The sequence below is a fragment of the Kribbella aluminosa genome, from assembly GCF_017876295.1.
Taxonomy (GTDB): domain Bacteria; phylum Actinomycetota; class Actinomycetes; order Propionibacteriales; family Kribbellaceae; genus Kribbella; species Kribbella aluminosa.
Window position 1 is genome coordinate 3535665 of record NZ_JAGINT010000002.1, and the last position, 18326, is coordinate 3553990.

Consider the following 18326-nt stretch of genomic DNA (forward strand, 5'->3'; position numbering starts at 1 on the left):
TCGGGCGGCGGTGAGGTTGGCGTTGTTTGAGGGGTTCACCTTCGAGGTGGACCGTTTGCCGGCTGCATGCGGATTGTTGACGGACCACGTCAGGGGTGAACCACTGAAACGGGGCTCTCAAGCGGCGCCTCAAGCGGGGCCTCAAGCGGGGCCTCAAGCGGGGGCCTCAGGCGGCGGTGTGGCGGCGGATCCAGGGGGCCAGGGCGTAGACGCCGAGGGCGACCACGATCGTCACGACCGCCAGGCCGCCGAAGTAGGCCGTGTCGGATGCGCCCTGTGTTGCCTGGACGAGCTGGGCGGTGATGGCCTGGCCGGCCGCGGGGGCGAGGAACCAGAGGGCCATCATCTGGCTGAGGAACGCCTGTGGTGCGAGCCGCGTCGTCGCGGCCAGGCCGACGGGGGAGAGGAACAATTCGCCGAGCGTCTGGATCACGTACACGCCGACCAGCCAGAGCGGCGACGCAAGGTTGCTCCCGGCAACCGACGACGCGAGCGACATCACCGCGAACGAGACACCGGCCAGCAACAGCCCGGTGGCGAACTTCTGCCCGATCGACGGCCCGCGGTCGCCGAGCCGGATCCAGATCACCGCGAACACCGGCGCCAGCACGATGATCGAGAACGGGTTCACCGATTGGAAGAACTCCGGCGAGATCTCGGCGCCGAACAGGCTCAGCTGGGTCCGGTTCGCGGCGAACGACGTCAGCGTGGTCGCCGCCTGCTCGAACAGCATGAAGAACAGCATCGCCGCCACGAAGAGCGGGATGTACGCGCGGACCCGCTGCCGTTCGACCGGTGTCACCAGCGGGCTCCGGAGCAGCATCACGAAGTACGCGATCGGGGCCAGGAAGCACAGGTACGAGATCGCGTCCACGACCGGTCTCGGGCCGAGGCCGCCGGACCGCCAGGCCGACCACGCGAACACCACGGCGAGCAGCGCGAGCACCGCGACCGACACCTTGATCATCCCTGGCCGGTCCGCGGCGGTCAGCGGGTTCGGCGGGGTGTCGCCGCGGCCGTGCAACGTCCGGCGGCCGAGCAGGTACGCGATCAGCGCCAGCGTCATCCCGACCGCGGCCGCCGCGAACGCGACGTGGAACCCGAACTCGCGGCGCAGGAACCCGACCACGAACGGCGCCGAGAACGACCCGATGTTGATCCCCATGTAGAAGATCGAGAACGCCGAGTCCCGCCGCGGATCGCCGTGGGAGTACAGCGTGCCGACCATCGCGGACACGTTCGGCTTCAGCAGACCGGTGCCGAGGGCAACCAGAGCGATCCCCGCGTACGCCGGGCCCGTGGACGGCAGCGCCAGGCACAGATGCCCGGCGACGATCACGCTGCCGCCGTACAGCACCGTACGGCGGGCGCCGAAGACGCGGTCCGCGAACCAGCCGCCGAGCACCGAGAGCAGGTAGACCGAGGCGCCGTAGATCGACACCACGGCCTGGCCGAGCGACTCGCCGAGCCCGAGCCCGTGCGCCTTGTCGGTGAGGTACAGCAGCAGGATCGCGCGCATCCCGTAGTAGCTGAACCGCTCCCACAACTCGGTGGTGAACAGCGTCATCAACCCGCGCGGATGCCCGAAGAAGGACCTCTCTCCGGCCGCCTGTTGCGTTTCGGACACGATCGACTACTCCCCGTGAGATCGGACTGCAGGTCCGACCGTAGCAACAGGAACGTCAGATCGTCGTGTACACCCCGTCCAACTCCAGCTCCCCGCTCCGGTGGCACCGCGGTACCGTCGCCGGCTCCACCTGCGCGCAGAGGTCCACGGCGTACCGGCAGCGCGGCTGGAAGCGGCACCCCGTGAAGGCCTGATCGGGGGTCGCGATCTCACCGGCCGGCAGTACGTCGTCGCGCCGGCGCAGCCGGGGATCCGGGCGTGGGACCGAGCGCAGCAGCGCTTCGCTGTACGGGTGCCGGGGCCGCTCGAACAGGTCCTCGGTCTCGGCCTCCTCGACGATCCGGCCGAGGTACATCACCGCCACCCGGTCGCAGAGGTGCTGGATCACCGACAGGTCGTGCGAGATGAAGACGTACGTCAGGCCGAGCTCGTCCTGCAGGTCCTCCAGCAGGTTCAGAATCTGGCTGCGGATCGACACGTCCAGCGCACTGACCGCCTCGTCCGCGACCACCAGCCGCGGCTCGGTGACCAGCGCCCGGGCGATCCCGATCCGCTGCCGCTCGCCGCCGGAGAACGCGTGCGGGTAGCGCCGCATCAGCTCGGGCCGCAGTCCGCAGCGCCGCAGCGCCTCACCGACCCGGTCCTTCGCCTCGCTGCCACTCGCCAGATTGTTGACAATCAGCGGTTCGGCAACGATCTGCTGCACGGTCATCCGCGGGTTCAGCGAGGAGTTCGGGTCCTGGAAGACGGTCCGGATCTCGGTCCGCAACGGCCGGAGCTCCGCCCGGGACAGCCCGGCCAGGTCGACCTCGGTGCCGTCCGTACGCCGGTACACAATCCGCCCCGCGGTCGGCTTGTGCGCGCGCAGGATGCACCGCCCGAGCGTGGTCTTCCCGCAGCCCGACTCGCCCACCAGCCCGAGCGTCTCGCCCTGCCGTACGACGAGATCGACGTCGTCGACCGCCCGTACGGTGGACCTGTTCCGGCGGCCGAACAGTCCGGCGCCTGCGGTGAACCGCATCGTCAGGCCCTCGATCCGCAGGATCTCGTCAGCCGGCATCGGCGACCACCTCCACAGGCAGCAGGTCGTGCCCGGCGCGGATGCTGTCCGCGGTCGGGTAGTGCACACACCGGACCTCGCGCAGCCCGTCGCCGACCAGGTCCGGGTTCTCGACGTCGCACTCACCCGGTACGACGTGGTCGCAGCGCGTCCGGTACGGGCAGCCGCTCGGCCGTTGCTGCGGATGCGGGACCTGTCCGCGGATTGTCGGCAATCTACGACGGGCTCGCCGCTCGATCCGCGGGACCGACCGCAGCAAGGCTCGCGTGTACGGATGCCGGGGGTCGTGGAACAGCGAGTCCACGTCGCACTCCTCGACGACGTTGCCGAGGTACATCACCGCCACCCGGTCCGCCAGCTCCGCGACCACGCCGAGATCGTGGGTGATGAACAGGATCGCCATCCCGCGCTCGTCCTGCAGCGTCCGCAGCAGCCGCAGGATCTGCGCCTGCGTGGTGACGTCCAGCGCGGTCGTCGGCTCGTCCGCGATCAGTAGTTGCGGACGGCAAGCAAGTGCCATCGCGATCATCGCCCGCTGCCGCATCCCGCCGGACAGCTGGAACGAGTACGCGTCGATCCGCCGCTCCGGTTGCGGGATCCCGACGCCGCGCAGCTCGGCGATCGCACGCTCCCGGGCCTCCTTCTTCCCGAGCTGCTCGTGCAGCCGCAGTACCTCGACCAGTTGCTGCCCGATCGTGTGCACCGGGCTGAGCGCGACCATCGGCTCCTGGAAGACCATCCCGATCTCCTTGCCGCGGATCCGCCGCAGTTCCGGACCCCGGGAGTCGAGCGCGGCCAGGTCGACCACCTCGCCGCCGGAGCGGAACCGGATGCTGCCGGCAACGATCTGCCCGGGCGGGTCGACCAGCCGCAGGATCGACCGCGCGGTGACGCTCTTGCCGCAGCCGGACTCGCCGACAATGCACAGCGTCCGGCCCGGGTCGACCCGCAGCGTGACGTCGTCGACGGCCTTGACCAGCCCGTCGGCGGTCTCGAAGTGCGTACTGAGCTTCTCGATCTCCAGCAGCGGCTCGCGCACGGGCCTCCTCATGTCTCGCCTCATGATTCGTACGGGTCGGCGGCGTCCCGGAGGCCGTCGCCGACGAAGTTGAGGGCCATCACCGCGATCACCACCGCGGCGCCGGCCGCCAGCAGCCACGGCGCCGCGGTCAGCACCCGGATGCTCTGCGCCCCGCTGAGCAGCACGCCCCAGCTCACCACCGGCGCCTGCAGCCCGAGCCCGAGGAACGACAGCGCGGTCTCGCCGAGGATCATGCCGGGCACCGCGAGGGTCAGCGACGCGATGATGTGGCTGGTGAACGCGGGCAGCATGTGCCGGCCGACCACCCGGTGCCAGCGGGCGCCGTCGAGTTCGGCCGCCAGCACGAAGTCCTCGCCCCGGATCTGCAGGAACCGGCTACGGATCACCCGCGCCAGCCCGGTCCAGCCGATCAGCGAGAGGATGAGCGTGATCGCGAAGTACGTCTTCAGCGCGCTCCACCCCGGCGGTACGGCGGCCGCGAGCCCGAGCCAGAGCGGCAGCGTCGGGATCGACATGAAGAACTCGATCACGCGCTGCACGATGCCGTCGACGAGACCACCGAAGTACCCGGAGATGCCGCCGAGCAGCAGCCCGAGGACGAGCGCCATCAGTACGCCGATCAGCCCGACCGACATCGAGATCCGGGTGCCGTAGATGACCCGCGACAGGTTGTCCCGGCCCTGGTCGTCGGTGCCGAGCAGATGGAACGGCGCCCCGTGCTGACTCGGCCCGAACAGATGCCGGTCGGACGGGATCAGCCCCCACAGCTTGTAGTGATCACCTTTGGCGAACAGGCGTACGCCGTACCGCTGGGACTTGTCGGTGGTGTAGTCGCGGAGCAGCGTCTCCGGGTTCGGCGTGCCCTTGTAGCCGTTGACGTACAGGTGCGGGCTCGAGGTCAGCGAGACCTTCACGACCTGCGGCGGCGCGAACGCCCGGTCGGCGGCGTACGTCTCCTGGGTCTGCGGCGCGAGGAACTCGCAGAACGCGGCGGTGAAGTAGATCAGCCCGAGGATCCACAGCGACACGACCGCGAGCTTGTTGCGTTTGAACCGGCGCCAGATCAGGGTCCGCTGGGACGCCAGCGCGAGGGTCGGTTCAGTTTCTGTTGCTGTGTCGATCGTGGTCATTTGCCGCTCCCGGCGTACCCGACCCGGACGCGGGCGTCGACGGCGGCCAGCAGCAGGTCGGAGATCAGCGTGCCGATCACGGTCAGCACGCAGGCGATCAGGATGATGCCGCCGGCCAGGTACATGTCCTGGGCCTTCAGCGCGTTCAGCAGCAGCGGCCCGGTGGTCTCCAGGCCGAGCACGCTCGCGACCAGTACCTCACCGTCGAACAGCGCCGGAATCGTCCAGCCGATCGTCGCGATGAACGGGTTCAGCGCGACCCGCGTCGGGTAGCGCATCAGCAGCTTGCGTTCGTCCAGCCCGCGGGCGCGGGCGGCCGTGACGTACGGCTTGTGCAGCTCGTCGAGCAGGTTGGCCCGCAGTACCCGGATCGTGCCCGCGACGCCGCCGGAGGCGAGCACCAGGACCGGTAGCCACAGATGGTTGAGTACGTCGAGCAGCTTGCCGAGGTTCCAGACGGCGCCCTCGAACTCCGGCGACATGACCCCCGACAACGTCTGCCCGAACAGCTTGAACTCGAGGTACACGACGGTCAGTGCGACCAGGAACCCGGGGATCGCGAGGCCGAGGAACGTCAGCGCGGTGATCACGTAGTCGAGCTTCGAGTAGCGCCGGGCGGCGGAGTAGATCCCCGCCACCAGCGCCACCGTCCAGCCGATCAGCCAGGTCGCCAGGCCGAGGCCCAGGGTCAGCGGCAGCCGTTCGCCGAGCAGCGTGGCGACCGGCTTGTTGTACTGGAACGACTGACCGAAGTCCCCGTGCAGGATGATGTTCGACATCCACCGCAGGTACTGCTCGAGCGGCGACTTGTCGAGCGCGTACTGCGCTTTCAACGCCGCCAGCTGGTCCGACCCGACCGTCTGCCCCTGCTGCTGCAGCTTGGCGACGACCGTGGTGAGGAAGTCGCCGGGCGGCAGCTGGATGATCAGGAACGACACGAGCGAGATCAGCAGGACGGTGGGCACCATCGCCAGCAGGCGACGGAGCAGATAGCCGGCCAATTGAGTCCCTTCGGGTCAGGAGTGCTTCTCCGGGGAGTCGAAGTACATCTGCTCCGGCGACGAGGCGTTCTCGTAGTGGGTGCGGAAGCTGGCGATCGCGTCCGGCCGGACGTTCTTCAGATCGCCGGCCGCGATCAACGGCTGGAACGGCGTACCGACGGTGCCGATGATCCACACGTTCTGGTCGTGCAGGTGCAGGATCTGGTGGCCGAGGTCGAGCCGCTTGGCGTCGTCGGCGGTGGTCACCAGTTCGTCGTACAGCGTCTGCAGTGTGCGGAAGTCGCCGGTCGGCGCCATCCCGAACGGGTCCTTGTGGTTGCCGTACCAGTTGCCGAACTTCGGCGCCCAGTAGGTCAGGCCGTTGGTCGGGATGTACCAGAGCGAGTCGATGTCCCACAGGATCGTGGCCGGCGGGTACGCGACCAGGTCGTAGTTGCCGTGCGGGATCTCGTTGTACCAGAGCTCCGGCGTCATCTGCTTGGCGACCATGTCGATCCCGACCGCCTTCCAGTACCGCTGCGCGTACTCCAGCACGCTGATCGCGTCGATGCCGACGCCGACCTGGAAGCAGCGGCCGACGAGCTGCAGCTTCTTCCCGTCGGGCCGCAGCCGCATGCCGTCGGGTCCGCGCCTGGTGAGGCCGGCGGCGTCGAGGCGTTTGTTGGCCTCGGCGACGTCGTACTCGATGAAGCGCTGGCCCATGCCCTTCTCCCAGTACTCGTCCTCGGGCTGGGCGCACGGGTGCCGGACGAAGCCCTGGCCGGCGAACAGCGCGTCGTTCATCTCCTTGCGGTTGATCGCGTGCGAGAGACCGGCGCGGAAGTCGAGCTTCTGGAAGAGCGTCCGCAGTACTGGGTCCGGGTGGCTCTGGTTGAGCTGCAGCGAGGTGTTCGGCTCGGCGACCCAGCGGTTCACCTTGTAGCCCTTGGTCTGCTGGTTCTTGATCAGCAGCGGGAGCTGCTCGGCCTGGATGTCGGTGACCTGCAGGTCGAGCTGGCCGTTCGCGGCGCGCAGCCCGAGCGTCTCGGACGGCATCACCGTGTACTGCTGGCTGTCGATGTACGGCAGCTGGCGGCCCTGCTCGTCGACCTTCCAGTAGTACGGGTTGCGGTCCAGACGGGCCGTCACGCCCGAGCCCTGCAGCGGCGCGACCAGTTTCCACGGGCCGAGGACCGGGATGTCGGCGTTCTTCCAGATGTTGCGCTTGTTCGAGAAGAACTCGGCCCAGGACGGTGCCGGGTCCTTCTTCATCGCGGCCTGGAGCTGCGCCGGGGTGACGAAGTCCTTGTGGAACTGCTTCAGGTAGTGCGCCGGCAGCAGCAACGCGGACGACGAGCCGAACCCGGTCAGCCCGATGAAGCACAGGTACTTGAGCAGCAGGCCGTGCGGTACTTCGAACTCCATTCGCAGCGTGTGGTCGTCGACCTTGACGAACTTGCCCGGCTTCCCGCCCGGCGCCAGCCAGCCGGGGAAGACCGGGTTGAGCTCCTTGTTCAGGAACTCCTTCTCGTACGCGAACATCAGGTCGTCGGTGGTGAACGGCGTGCCGTCGGACCACTTCAGGCCCTCGCGCAGGTGGAAGACGTAGACCTTGCCGTCCTGCTCGATCTCCCACTTCTCGGCCAGGCCGGGACCGGCCTTCGCGGGGGTCGTCGGCGTCCACTCCAGCAGGCCGGCGAACTCGACGTACTGGTTCTGGGTGGCGTTCCGGTCGATCTGGCCGCGTTGCATGACCCCGCCGTACTTGCCGGCGCTCTGGATCGGCTTGATCACCATGGGGTTCTTGGGCAGCCGCTGTTCCAGCGGCGGGAGCTTGCCGCTCTTGACCAGGCTGGTCAGGACCGGGGACTCCTTGGCGCCGGCGTCGGCGGCAGCCGGACCCGTCGACTTCTTGGCATCGGTGGAGAAGAACGAGCATCCCGCGACGGCGGTCGCCGAGAGCGAGAGACCGGAGACCTGCAGGAACGTCCGGCGGCTCAGGGGATCGGACATGGCGGCTACCTCCCACGCGGACGAAGTCCGCCGATCAGCACTCTTTCCGGGACAGTGACACGAAATGTCGCATACTTCAAGATCTGAGGTACATCTTCGCGATCCCGTATATACCGTGACTCGAAGACAGCTTCCGGTCCGGGCGCTACACTCCGAGCATGGTGAGTGAGACAGCGGGGGACCGATCGCCGTCGCCGGCGGTCGCCCGGGCGCTGACCGTGCTCGAGACCCTGGTCGAGTCCGACGAGGAGCTCACGCTCACGGCGCTGGCCAAGAAGGCGAAGATCCCGCTGGCGACCTGCGCGTCGATCGTCTACACGCTGGAGCAGCGCGACTACGCCACCCGGCGGGTGGTCGGCCGCAGTCACTTCTGGCGGCCGACGCTGCGGCTGTACGGGCTGGCCACGCAGCTGATCCGCAAGGTCGACCTGTCCTCGGTCGCGTCCCGGGAGATGCGCGAGCTGGCCGACCGGCTCGGCATGCCGGTGCACATCGGCGTACTGACCGGTTCCTCGGTCGTGTACGTCGCGAAGGCGGCGATGCCCGGGTTCATCCAGTTCGACACCTATCCGGGCAAGGTCTCGCACTTCAACCTGACCGCCCTCGGCCGGGCGATCGCGGCGTACCTGCCGGAGGACGACCTGAAGCCGCTGCTCACCCGGCTGGAGCCCGGGTACGGGCCGAAGGCGAAGCCGGTCGACGAGGAGAGCTTCCGGGCCGAGCTGGCCCGGGTCGCCAAGCAGGGGTTCGCGGTCGAGGACCAGGAGGAGCAGGCGGACATCGCCTGTGTCGCCGCGCCGTTCTTCGCGGCCGGCGGGCACGTCACCGGTGCGGTCGGCGTCACCTCGTTCGCCCGGGAGCTGAACCGGGACAAGCGCAAGCAGGCGCAGACCGGGCTGGTCCAGCTCGCCGCCACGATCTCCGAGCGGCTCGGCGCGACTGAGTTCTGAGAGGGTGTCCGAGACCCTCTGAGGCTTGCCGGGGACCGGCGAGCGGCTTAGGCTTTTCTGAGATAGCGGAAGTGTTTTCGAAATCTCGAAAATAGGAGTGGTTCCGATGACCACGCACGGCCCGTATCCCCAGCCCGCCGGCGGTATCAAGGCCACCCTGACCGGTGGCAACACCGTCGGCGCCGCGCTCCGCGAGCGCCAGCCGCGCGCGGACGGTTACCGGCACCTGGACACCCCGGCGCTGATCCGCCGGCTGCTCGACCTGAACGCGAACACGTACCTGTACTGCATCTGGGACTCCGCCACCGACTTCGACGACCTGCGCGACGAGTTCCTGCCCGCCGCCGCGGCCGCCGGGATCGACGTGATCCCGTACATCGTGCCGCCGACCGAGACCTCGGAGCACGGCCGCGCGTCCCGCCCGTACCGGCTGGACTACGTCGGCTGGGCGACCGCGTTCGCCGAGTTCGCGGTGAAGTACCCGAACTTCAAGGCCTGGGCGATCGACGACTTCGAGGTCGGCGACAACGCCAAGCTGTTCACGCCGGAGTACCTGCGGGAGTTCCTGGCCGCGGCCGCCGCGATCGCGCCGGAGCTGCGGTTCTACACCTGCGCGTACTTCGGGATGGCGACCAGCCCGGAGTTCCTGGACAAGTACGCCGAGTTCGTGGACGGGATCATCTACCCGTTCCTCGACGGGCACCACGAGAACACCACGGTCGCATCGTCGCTCGGGTCGTGCCTGGACGAGATCCTCGCGCTGACCGACCCGCGCGGGCTGGAGCTCATCCCGCTGATCTACACCGGCCGGTTCCTGGACGCGCCGCTGCACGCGACCCCGTCGTACTGCACGTCGGTGCTCACCACGACAGCGGAGTACGTGGCGGCGGGCCGGATCCCGGGCGTGATCTCGTACGGCACGCAGCTCGACGACGGGCCGACGCCGGCGGCCGACAACAAGGCGCTGTACGGCGACGGCCGACTGGCGCTGATCAATTCCCGCGGACGGGCCGCGGCCGGTACGACGGCCACGGCGACGCAGCGGGTGCCGGTCGATCCACGGCTGCCGCGCTACGAGGTGTCGTTCTGGTACCACCGCTGGTTCCTCTCGCCGGGGATCGAGCCCGGGCGGTACCAGCTGGAGATGCTGATCGACGACACGGTCGTGTGGACCATGGACATGCACGAGCAGCGCTGGCCCGTGTGGACCAACGGTGACGGCATGGAGGGCCCTGTCGACGTCACGCAGTACGTTGCCGGACGCAACTTCGTGGACCTGACGTTCCGGTTGCACGTGCTGAAGGAGACCGCGGGGCAGTACATCGACGTCGGCGTGGACCAGGTCGAGTCGATCGGACTGGGCGTCCGCAACGGCGGGTTCGAGGAGGACGGCGACTGGATCCTGCGGGGGAGTGGTCCACTCCTGTCGGTCTACGACCACTACCTGCGGGACCGTCCGGCGCGTATCTTCGCGGCCATCTCGCGCGTGTACCAAGGAGGGTGATCATGGCCGAACACCTCAAGACCGGGTGGCCGCAACGGGTCGAACGGCAGCAGGAGGTGATCGACACCGTCAGCCGGATCCTGTCCGAGGCCGAACACGAGGGCGGCCCGGCGATCCGCCGCTGGTCCGCCCGGCTGGACAAGTGGGAACCGGACTCGTTCGTGGTCTCCGCCGCCGAGATCAAGGCAGCCACGGTCGACGACGACCTGGCAGCGCACCTGGAGTTCGCCCGTTCGCAGGTGGAGCAGTTCGCGCGCGCCCAGCGAGCCACCCTGACGGACCTGGAGACCGAAACTCTCCCCGGTGTGGTTCTGGGCCATCGCCACATCCCGGTCGCGAAGGTGGGTTCGTACTCACCCGGCGGCCGCTACCCCCTGATCGCGTCGTCCATCATGACCGTCACCGTTCCCAAGGTGGCCGGCGTGGACACGGTGGTCGCCGTCGCCCCGCCACGGGATGCGGCCGGGATCTACGGACCCCAGCTCTACACGATGAACCTCGCCGGGGCGGACGTGATCCTGTGTCTGGGCGGCGTACAGGCCTTCGCAGCCCTTGCCTTCGGCATCGAAGACGTCCCGCCTGTCGACCTGGTGGTCGGCGCCGGGAACGCGTACGTCGCCGAGGCCAAACGGCAGTTGTTCGGCACCGTCGGCATCGACCTGCTGGCCGGCCCGACCGAGGTCGCGGTGATCGCGGACGAGTCCGCCGACGCCCGCCTGGTCGCCGCCGACCTGCTCGGCCAGGCCGAACACGGCCCGAACAGCCCGGCGCTGCTCGTCACCACGTCCCGTTCGTTCGGTACGGCGGTGATCGCCGAGGTCGAGCGGTGGCTGGCGGAGGACTGGCCTACTAAGGAAGTGGCGGGCGCCGCGTGGCGGGAGCACGGCACGGTTGTGGTGTGCGAGTCCCGCGAGGAGGTGGTGCAGATCTCGGACGCGTACGCGCCAGAGCATCTCGAAGTACAGACGTCCGACGACGAGTGGTACGCCGCGAACCTGCGCAACTACGGCTCGTTGTTCGTCGGGCCCGAGGCCACGGTGGCGTTCTCGGACAAGTCGATCGGTACCAACCACGTCCTCCCGACGGGCCGCGCCGGCCGCTACACGGGCGGGTTGTGGGTCGGGAAGTTCCTCAAGACGGTCACGTACCAACGCCTCACCGCCGACGGCGCCCGCAGCATCGCCCCGTCGACGGCCGCGATCGCCGACGCCGAACTGATGTACGGCCACGCCCTCACGGCCCGCCTCCGCGCCAACTGACCCAGCTCCGTTTGAGGGGTTAACCTCGCGCATTGCCCGTTCACCTGCTGCATCCGGCCGGTGAACGGGCGACGCGCGAGGTTAACCCCTCAACGTCAGCTGAGTGGGGGCAGGAGGTCGGCGAACTCTGCGAGCAGGCGGTCGACCATCCGGATCTCCTCGGCGTCCAGGCAGTGGGCGGGCTCGCGGCAGTAGGCGCTGGCGAACAGGCCCCGGCGTACCGAGATCAGCTTCTCGGCCGCGATGATCCGCTCGGTGTCGAGCATCCAGTACGAGATGTACGGGAGCAGCCGGCGATGCAGGTCGACGCCGTCCTCGCCGTCACCAGTGGTGAGGCGGCGCCAGATCTCGACGTACAGCTCGGTCAGCGAACAGCCCGGCTGGGTACCGACCGCGCCGCGGCGTACGGCGTCGGGGAGCTGGACGCCGGCGTACCCCTCGACCGAGGCGAGCGGCGGCGTACCCTCGGCCAGCTCGGCGATCAGCGGCCCGGGCGGGCTCGACTCGACCTTGACCAGGCGCAGGTTCGGATGGTCGGTGGCGATCGCGCGCAGCAGGTCGGCGTCCAGGCTGGTGCCGGTCTCCGCGGGCGCGTACTGCAGCACCATCGGCACCGGGTCGATCGTGGTCAGCACGGTCCGGACGTGCTGCTCCAGCGAGCCCCGCGACGGCGAGAGGAAATGCGGCGGCAGCAGGTTGATCAGGTCGGCGCCCGCCGCCACCGACTCCCGCGCCCGCCGCGCCGCGAGCTGCGTGGCGTGATCCTGTACGGCGACCACCGCCGCGACGTCGTCCCGCTCGCGGGTGTGCGACAGCAGGATCTCGGTCAGCCGGCGGCGCTCGTCCTCGGACAGCTTGTGGAACTCGGACGCGAAGCCGGGGAACATCACACTGGTCACGCCGGTGCCCAGCACGTACCGCACGACCCGGTCGAAGCCGTCGTAGTCGACCTCGCCGTCGGCGGTGAACGGTACTTCGAGCACCGGCGACACGCCGCGCACCAGCACCGACGCGTCGGTGGGCCGCTCGGCCCCGATCTCCTCCGTGGTGACCATGTCTGCCTCCCGTTGTGTGGTCACTGGCGGCGCCCCAGCAGGTTGGCGACGTTCCCGCCGAAGACGGCCGCCTTCTGGTCCGCGTCGATCGGCCAGTCCCGGATCCGGTCCACCTCCGCGAGCGGCACGGTGTACGGCGAATCGGTCGAGAACACCAGCCGCCCGGCGCCGATCCCGGGCTCGGCGAGGAACCCGCTGAGCACCGTGTCCCAGGGCGCGTACGACGTGTCGCCGTACAGGTTGGGCGCGTGCAGCAGGGCCGGGATCGCGTCGATCCAGAAGTCCGTGGCACCGCTCTTGCCCATCAGTACCGGCAGCTCGGGCCGTCGGCGGGCGAGGCTGGCGAGCGGCAGCGGGAGCGCGGTGGCCGGCGTACCGGTGCGGACGTACACGAACCAGCCGGCGGTGGCGGCGAAGTCGAGGAGCGGGTCGAGCAGGCCGTCGAGCAGGTCGAAACCCTGCAGCACCGAGTCCACCGCGAGCGCGACGGCACCGGCGTCGCGGGCGCGGTCGAGCTCGTCGAGGGCCGCGCGGCCGCGCCACGGGTTCGCGACCGCGTAGGGGAGCAGCCTTCCGCCGGACTCCGCGGCGGCCTGGGCGGTCTCCGAGTTGCCTTCGCGGTTGTCGTAGGCGATGCAGCGCTCCGACGGCGCGACGATCGCCTGGTCGATGCCGAGGGCATCCATCGTGGCGAGCAGGTCGGCCGGCTTCAGGCCGGCGTCCCGGCTGTCGCCGATCCGGACATGGGCGTCGATGATCATGCGGGCACCTCCAGTCCCAAGGCACCGAGCGCGTCCGCGTGCACGATGCCGTCGACGACGTCGTTCGGGACGCGCGGGAACTTGGTGCCTTCGAGCATATTGTTGACAGTTTGCAATCCGGCGATCGCTTCGCCGGTGTTGGCGATCGGGTAGTCCGACCCGAGCAGCAGCTTCCCGGTCGCGCCCCACTCGACCGCGTTGATCAGTGACTGGTAGAGCACCCACGGGCGCAGGTAGATCGACGACACGTCGGCGTACACGTGCGGGTGTTTGCGGATCGTCACGACCGTCTCCCGGCTCCACGGGTGGCCCATGTGCGCCATCACGATGCGCAGCTCCGGGTACCGCAGCGCGATCTCGTCGGTGACCAGGGGATAGGTGTAGCGCAGCGGTGCGTGCCGCATCGGCGAGGCGCCGGAGTGGAACAGGATCGGCAGGCCGTGCCGCTGGCAGTAGTCGTAGAACGCGAGCGCGGGCTCGCCGAGCGGATCGAAGTTCTGGTAGTTCGGGCCGAGTTTCACGCCGACCAGGCCGAGGTCGCGGCAGCGGTCGGCCTCCTCCAGGGCGCCGGGCGACGTCGGGTTCACCGACATGAAACCGATCCGCTTCGCCGGGTTGTCCTGGACGAACTCCGCGGTGGCGTCGTTGCAGCGCTCCGGCGGATACGGCAGTCCGGTGAGCTCGAGCGGATTGTCGACAGCAATATTGAAGACAATCGACACGTCGGCGGCCGCCATCGCGCGGTCGTAGTCGGCCCACGAGTTCGCGGTCTCCACCGGGCGGTCGTTGCGCCAGTTCGGGTAGACCTGCCGCTCGTCCTCGGGGACTGCGTCGCGGTGGGTCGGTGTGTGCGTGTGGACGTCGACGATCATCGGAACTCCCGCAGCAGGTCGTCTCGCAAGGTCACTCCCAGGCCGGGGCCGCCGGTCAGCCGGACATGCCGCCCGTCGCTGTCCAGCGGCTTCGCCAGCACGTCCTCGGTGTAGTAGTGCGCGCCGATGATGTCGCTCGGGTACGCCGACAACCGGGGCAACGCCGCCGCGACCTGCAGCTGCGCCGCCGCGCCGATGCCCAACTCGCCGTTCGACCCGATCAGTACGTCGATCCCGTGCGCGGCGGCGAGCTGCCCCATTCGCACAGCCCGTCCCGGCCCCGCACTCTTTCCCACATACAAACTCGCGACGTCCGCCGCCTGTGCCTCGACGACCGCCAGCAGGTCGTGCACATCGAACACCGATTCGTCGGCAATCACGGGCAGCCCGAGCTGCCTGACCTCATTCGCCCCTCGCACGTCGCGAGGCTCCAAGGGTTGCTCGAGAAACGTGATGCCGGATGCCTTCAGCTCGGGCACCGCCCTGATCGCCTCGGCTCGGGTCCACCCGCCGTTCGCGTCGGTGCCGAGGAAGGCGTCGCCGGCCAGCTCACGGGCTCGGCGTACTCGATGGAGGTCCGTGACGAGGTCCAGCCCGACCTTCACCTTGAACGCTCCGAACCCGGCCGCAACCGCAGCGCCGTACGCGCGCTCCAGCTCCTCGTCGTTCCCGGACAGCGACAGTTTGATCGGGACCTCGGTCCGGTACGGCCCGCCCAGGGCGACGGCCAGCGGTACGTCGAGCGTCCGCGCGAACGCGTCCCACAACGCGATCGACACGCCGGCCTTCGTGAACGGATTGCCCTGCAACACCTTGTCCATAAGGTCTTCCAGCGCACCGACGGGTGTCAGCGGCTGCCCGATCAGTGCGGGTCCGAGCGCCGTATGGATGAAGTGGTCCGCCGACGTGCCGTCCTCGCCGGACCAGATCGGGGTCGCGCTGACCTCGCCGTACCCCTCGGCGCCGTCGCTGGTGAGGACCCGGACGAGCAGGAAGTCGGAGCGGTCATGAGGGCCGCGGGCGCCGCGGACCAGCAGCTCCGAGGCGGCGCGCAGGCTGACGTGTGCAGTCTGGATCGCTGCGATGGCGTCCGTCACACGGGCTCCAGTCCCTGTCGCAGATTGTCAACAATCATCGTGTCTCCAACAGGCGGCGCGGATTGTCGACAATCATCGCCTGCCGTTGTGCGTCGGTGATGCCCCAGCCGTCGATCTCCTTGATCCGCGCGACCGCGTAGTCCTGGCTGGCCTTGTCGGACAGGCCTGCGTCGGTCCCGAAGATCACCTTGTGCGGCGGTGCTTCGGCGAGGATGCGGCGCGCGGCGTACGGCGGCGTACCGCAGATGCACAGGTAGAGGTTCTCGGTCTCCTGCGTCATCGCCAGCGCTTCCCGCCACAGGTCGTGCAGACCGCCGTGGCCGAGGACCACGCGCAGCTTCGGATGCCGGCGGGCGAGGGCGGCGATCTGCCCGGCGGTCGAGTACGGCGGCGTACCGTCGTGGCTGAGCAGCACCCCGTCGACCGCGGTGATCACCTCGCAGATCGGGTCCAGGACCTGCTCGTGCATGCTGAACCCCTGCAGCCACGGGTGCAGCTTCAGGCCGCGCAGCCCGAGCTCGCCGACCATCCGCTCGGCCTCGTCGACCGCGGTCTTCCGGCGGACGGCGACGGTACCGAAGCCGGTCATCCGGTCCGGGTACGCGCGGACGAACTCGGCCAGCCGGTCGTTCGACTCCGGCGTCGGGTCGAACAGCCCGTCGTGACTCAGCACGACCGCGTGCTCGATGCCGGCCGTGTCCATGAACGCCACGAACTCGTCAGCACCGAAGGGCGTCCCACCCAGCCAGGTCGCGGTCTCCCACGCCGGAGTGTGGGTATGGAAGTCGATCACAGAACCTCCGCGAGTCGAAGCAGGCGATCGCCGAGCGCAACCGCCAACTGGTCGAACCATCTCCGCCCGGTCGCCTGATCGGCCAACTCCGGACGGTCCGTGTACCCGTCGATCCGCCGCCAGCTCGCCGCCGTGTGCAACCCCACGTCATCCACCACGACATCCGAGGGCAGCCCCAACCGCTCCTTGCGCTCAGCAACAAACGCTGGGTCCCGGGCAAGCATCAACGCCGTCTCGAACTCCCCGGCATGCCCAGGCACGGGCACACCCCCAACGCGACCCTCCTCCACCGGGCCGCCCAAGGCGCCACCGTCCTCCACCGGGCCGCCCAAGGCGCCACCGTCCTCCACCGGGCCGCCCAAGGCGGCACCGTCCAAGGTGGCGCCGTCCGAGGTGGCGCCGTGCGAGGTGGCGCCGTGCGAGGTGGGGGAGGCCGACGGCGGGCTGTTTGGCGGGAGGGTCTCCGGGGCGGGGGTCGTCGGTGTGGGGGAGGGCGATTGGGATGGCAGGAGTTGCCAGTAGTCGATGTGGGCGACGTTGAGGTTGTAGCGGGTGGAGGCGGCTGCTGCGGCGTGGCAGATGCCGGTGTTGCCGCCGTGGCCGTTGACGAGGACGAGGCGGTGGCCGCCGTCGGCGTGCAGGGAGCGGGCCAGGTCGAGGAGTACGGCGAGCAGCGTCTCGGGGGAGAGGGAGAGCGTGCCGCCGAACGGCAGGTGGTGATCGGACGCACCGAAGGGAACGGGCGGTGCGAGGACGATCGGTCGCGGAGAACGTTCGTGTACCAGGGAAGCAGCCTCGGCGGACACGGCTTCGGCGAGGATCCAGTCGGTGCCGGTCGCTAGATGCGGACCGTGCTGCTCGGTCGCCCCGACCGGGACCACGACTATTGCCGCAGGCAACAGTTCGCCGAGCGTGCTGCGGTTCGTGTGCTGCCAGCGGACGAACGTCATCCGGCCCTCCCGGCGACAAGTTGGGCGGTGTGCAACGCGGCGATCCCGTCGTCCAGCGACGGTACGCCGGCCTTTCGCGTCCCGTCGTACAGCTCGACGAACCGTTGCACCTGCAGGTCGAAGCACCGCGTCGTCCGGTCCCCGGGAAACCGCACCTCACGATCCCCGGCCGCAGTACTGAGCCGCAGCTCGAACGTGAACCCGTCGAGCGCCGCCAGCCCCCGATCCCCGAGAAACGTGAGCTCACAACGAGGGAGCGCCGCGGTGAACCACCCGAACTCGACCAGCGCCTGGTGGCCGCCGGGGTATCCGAGGCGGGCGCCGATCAGGTTGGGTGCGGGCAGCCCGGGACGGGTCGTAGCGGACCAGGCGTCGTGCACGGTCGGCGGGCCGAGCAGATAGCTCAACCAGTCGAAGATGTGTGCACCTTCGTGTACTACCGGACTGCCGTGTTCGAGCGTCCTGGTGATGCGCTCGGCATGCTCACGATCGGCGGGATCGTACGCCTCGTCGTAGATGTGCGCGCGGACCAGGACCGGCGTACCGAGAGTGCCGTCGTCGATCCACCTCTTCAGTTGCCGGATCGCCGGATCGTGCCGGTACGTCAGTCCGATCTGCACCCGCCGCCGCTGCTCCCCGTCGAGGCGGTCGTAGATCCGCGCCGCCTCGACCGAGGTCGCGACAGGCTTCTCCGCAAGAACGAACAGCCCCGCCCCAGCGAACCGAACCACCAGCTCAGGCGTCACCCACGGCGGCGTCGCCAGCACCACACCCTCCACCCCGCCGGTCAGCCCGCGGGACCTGCCGCCGGTCGACCCGCCGGACGTGCCGCCGTCCACCCCGCCGGACAACCCGTCGGTCGTGCCCGGGGTGAGGTCGGCGGTGACCGGGATGCCCTGGCCGGCGGCGGTTTTCCGGCGTTCGGGGTCCGGGTCGACGAGTTGCACGACCTCGACGGACGGATGCCGGAGGAGCGCGGGCAGGTGGGCGGCCAGGCCGATCTCCCCGAGCCCCACGAGCGCCACCCGCATCTGTCGCTCCTTCAGAATACCGGAATTAGTTTCTGCTATCCGAAGCTTAAGAGGTCACCCGAACTCGTGCAATGGTTCGTCAGCAGCGAATCGGCGGGTGCCTCAGAGCGTGATCCGGTACCGCCGCGCCCGCCCCCGCCAGGTGTCCCGGACGTCCTACAGAACCCCACTCGGCGGACGACTCCAGCCGGGAGTTCCGGAG

Annotated in this window: 16 protein-coding genes; 3 read left to right on the forward strand and 13 right to left on the reverse strand. The window is 69.2% G+C overall.

What is annotated here, in order from left to right:
• Positions 1 to 166: 166 nt before the first annotated feature.
• Genes JOF29_RS38055 through JOF29_RS38080 form a run of 6 tightly spaced genes read right to left on the reverse strand, consistent with a single transcriptional unit; the run spans position 167 to position 7852 of the window.
• The gene (locus JOF29_RS38055; RefSeq protein ID WP_307863898.1) at positions 167 to 1627 is read right to left on the reverse strand and encodes a peptide MFS transporter; all 1461 of its coding nucleotides are present in this window, start codon (positions 1625 to 1627) and stop codon (positions 167 to 169) included.
• Between the two features lie 55 nt (positions 1628 to 1682).
• A complete protein-coding gene (locus JOF29_RS38060) occupies positions 1683 to 2687 on the reverse strand; it encodes an ABC transporter ATP-binding protein (protein WP_209699166.1) in 1005 nt (334 codons plus the stop codon).
• Positions 2677 to 3738 carry an ABC transporter ATP-binding protein gene (locus tag JOF29_RS38065; protein ID WP_209699167.1) on the reverse strand — a complete coding sequence of 354 codons (1062 nt, stop codon included), beginning with the start codon at positions 3736 to 3738 and terminating at the stop codon, positions 2677 to 2679. The genes JOF29_RS38060 and JOF29_RS38065 overlap by 11 nt, the downstream gene beginning before the upstream one ends.
• An 8-nt stretch (positions 3739 to 3746) precedes the next feature.
• Positions 3747 to 4859 (reverse strand): ABC transporter permease, encoded by a 1113-nt coding sequence (locus JOF29_RS38070; protein WP_209699168.1) that lies wholly within the window; start codon positions 4857 to 4859, stop codon positions 3747 to 3749.
• Positions 4856 to 5860, reverse strand: a complete 1005-nt coding sequence (locus JOF29_RS38075; protein WP_209699169.1) for an ABC transporter permease — start codon at positions 5858 to 5860, stop codon at positions 4856 to 4858. The genes JOF29_RS38070 and JOF29_RS38075 overlap by 4 nt, the downstream gene beginning before the upstream one ends.
• Before the next feature lie 15 nt (positions 5861 to 5875).
• On the reverse strand, positions 5876 to 7852 hold the full coding sequence (locus JOF29_RS38080; RefSeq protein ID WP_209699170.1) for an ABC transporter substrate-binding protein: 1977 nt from the start codon (positions 7850 to 7852) through the stop codon (positions 5876 to 5878).
• Between the two features lie 158 nt (positions 7853 to 8010).
• Here JOF29_RS38080 and JOF29_RS38085 point away from each other — a divergent pair, with 158 nt between their 5' ends.
• The 3 genes from JOF29_RS38085 (at position 8011) to hisD (ending at position 11565) form a co-directional block, all read left to right on the forward strand.
• Positions 8011 to 8802: an IclR family transcriptional regulator gene (locus JOF29_RS38085; protein WP_209699171.1), complete on the forward strand. Its 792-nt coding sequence runs from the start codon at positions 8011 to 8013 to the stop codon at positions 8800 to 8802.
• A 106-nt stretch (positions 8803 to 8908) separates the two neighbouring features.
• The gene (locus JOF29_RS38090) at positions 8909 to 10306 is read left to right on the forward strand and encodes a hypothetical protein (RefSeq protein ID WP_209699172.1); all 1398 of its coding nucleotides are present in this window, start codon (positions 8909 to 8911) and stop codon (positions 10304 to 10306) included.
• A gap of 2 nt (positions 10307 to 10308) precedes the next feature.
• Entirely contained in the window at positions 10309 to 11565 is a 1257-nt protein-coding gene (gene hisD, locus JOF29_RS38095) for a histidinol dehydrogenase (RefSeq protein ID WP_209699173.1), read from the forward strand.
• 95 nt (positions 11566 to 11660) lie between these two features.
• Here hisD and JOF29_RS38100 read toward each other — a convergent pair whose 3' ends face one another.
• The 7 genes from JOF29_RS38100 to JOF29_RS38130 are packed head-to-tail and all read right to left on the reverse strand — an operon-like array spanning position 11661 to position 18124.
• Positions 11661 to 12620: a dihydrodipicolinate synthase family protein gene (locus JOF29_RS38100; RefSeq protein ID WP_209699174.1), complete on the reverse strand. Its 960-nt coding sequence runs from the start codon at positions 12618 to 12620 to the stop codon at positions 11661 to 11663.
• Positions 12621 to 12640: 20 nt separating this feature from the next.
• Entirely contained in the window at positions 12641 to 13381 is a 741-nt protein-coding gene (locus JOF29_RS38105; protein WP_209699175.1) for an amidohydrolase family protein, read from the reverse strand.
• A complete protein-coding gene (locus JOF29_RS38110) occupies positions 13378 to 14253 on the reverse strand; it encodes an amidohydrolase family protein (RefSeq protein ID WP_209699176.1) in 876 nt (291 codons plus the stop codon). Before JOF29_RS38110 ends, JOF29_RS38105 begins: the two co-directional genes overlap by 4 nt.
• Positions 14250 to 15350 (reverse strand): mandelate racemase/muconate lactonizing enzyme family protein, encoded by a 1101-nt coding sequence (locus tag JOF29_RS38115; protein WP_209699177.1) that lies wholly within the window; start codon positions 15348 to 15350, stop codon positions 14250 to 14252. Before JOF29_RS38115 ends, JOF29_RS38110 begins: the two co-directional genes overlap by 4 nt.
• 34 nt (positions 15351 to 15384) lie before the next feature.
• Positions 15385 to 16143 (reverse strand): amidohydrolase family protein, encoded by a 759-nt coding sequence (locus JOF29_RS38120; protein WP_209699178.1) that lies wholly within the window; start codon positions 16141 to 16143, stop codon positions 15385 to 15387.
• Complete coding sequence (locus tag JOF29_RS38125; protein WP_209699179.1) at positions 16140 to 17093, reverse strand: creatininase family protein; 954 nt, start codon at positions 17091 to 17093, stop codon at positions 16140 to 16142. The genes JOF29_RS38120 and JOF29_RS38125 overlap by 4 nt, the downstream gene beginning before the upstream one ends.
• Complete coding sequence (locus tag JOF29_RS38130; protein ID WP_209699180.1) at positions 17090 to 18124, reverse strand: Gfo/Idh/MocA family protein; 1035 nt, start codon at positions 18122 to 18124, stop codon at positions 17090 to 17092. Before JOF29_RS38130 ends, JOF29_RS38125 begins: the two co-directional genes overlap by 4 nt.
• Positions 18125 to 18326: the final 202 nt, after the last annotated feature.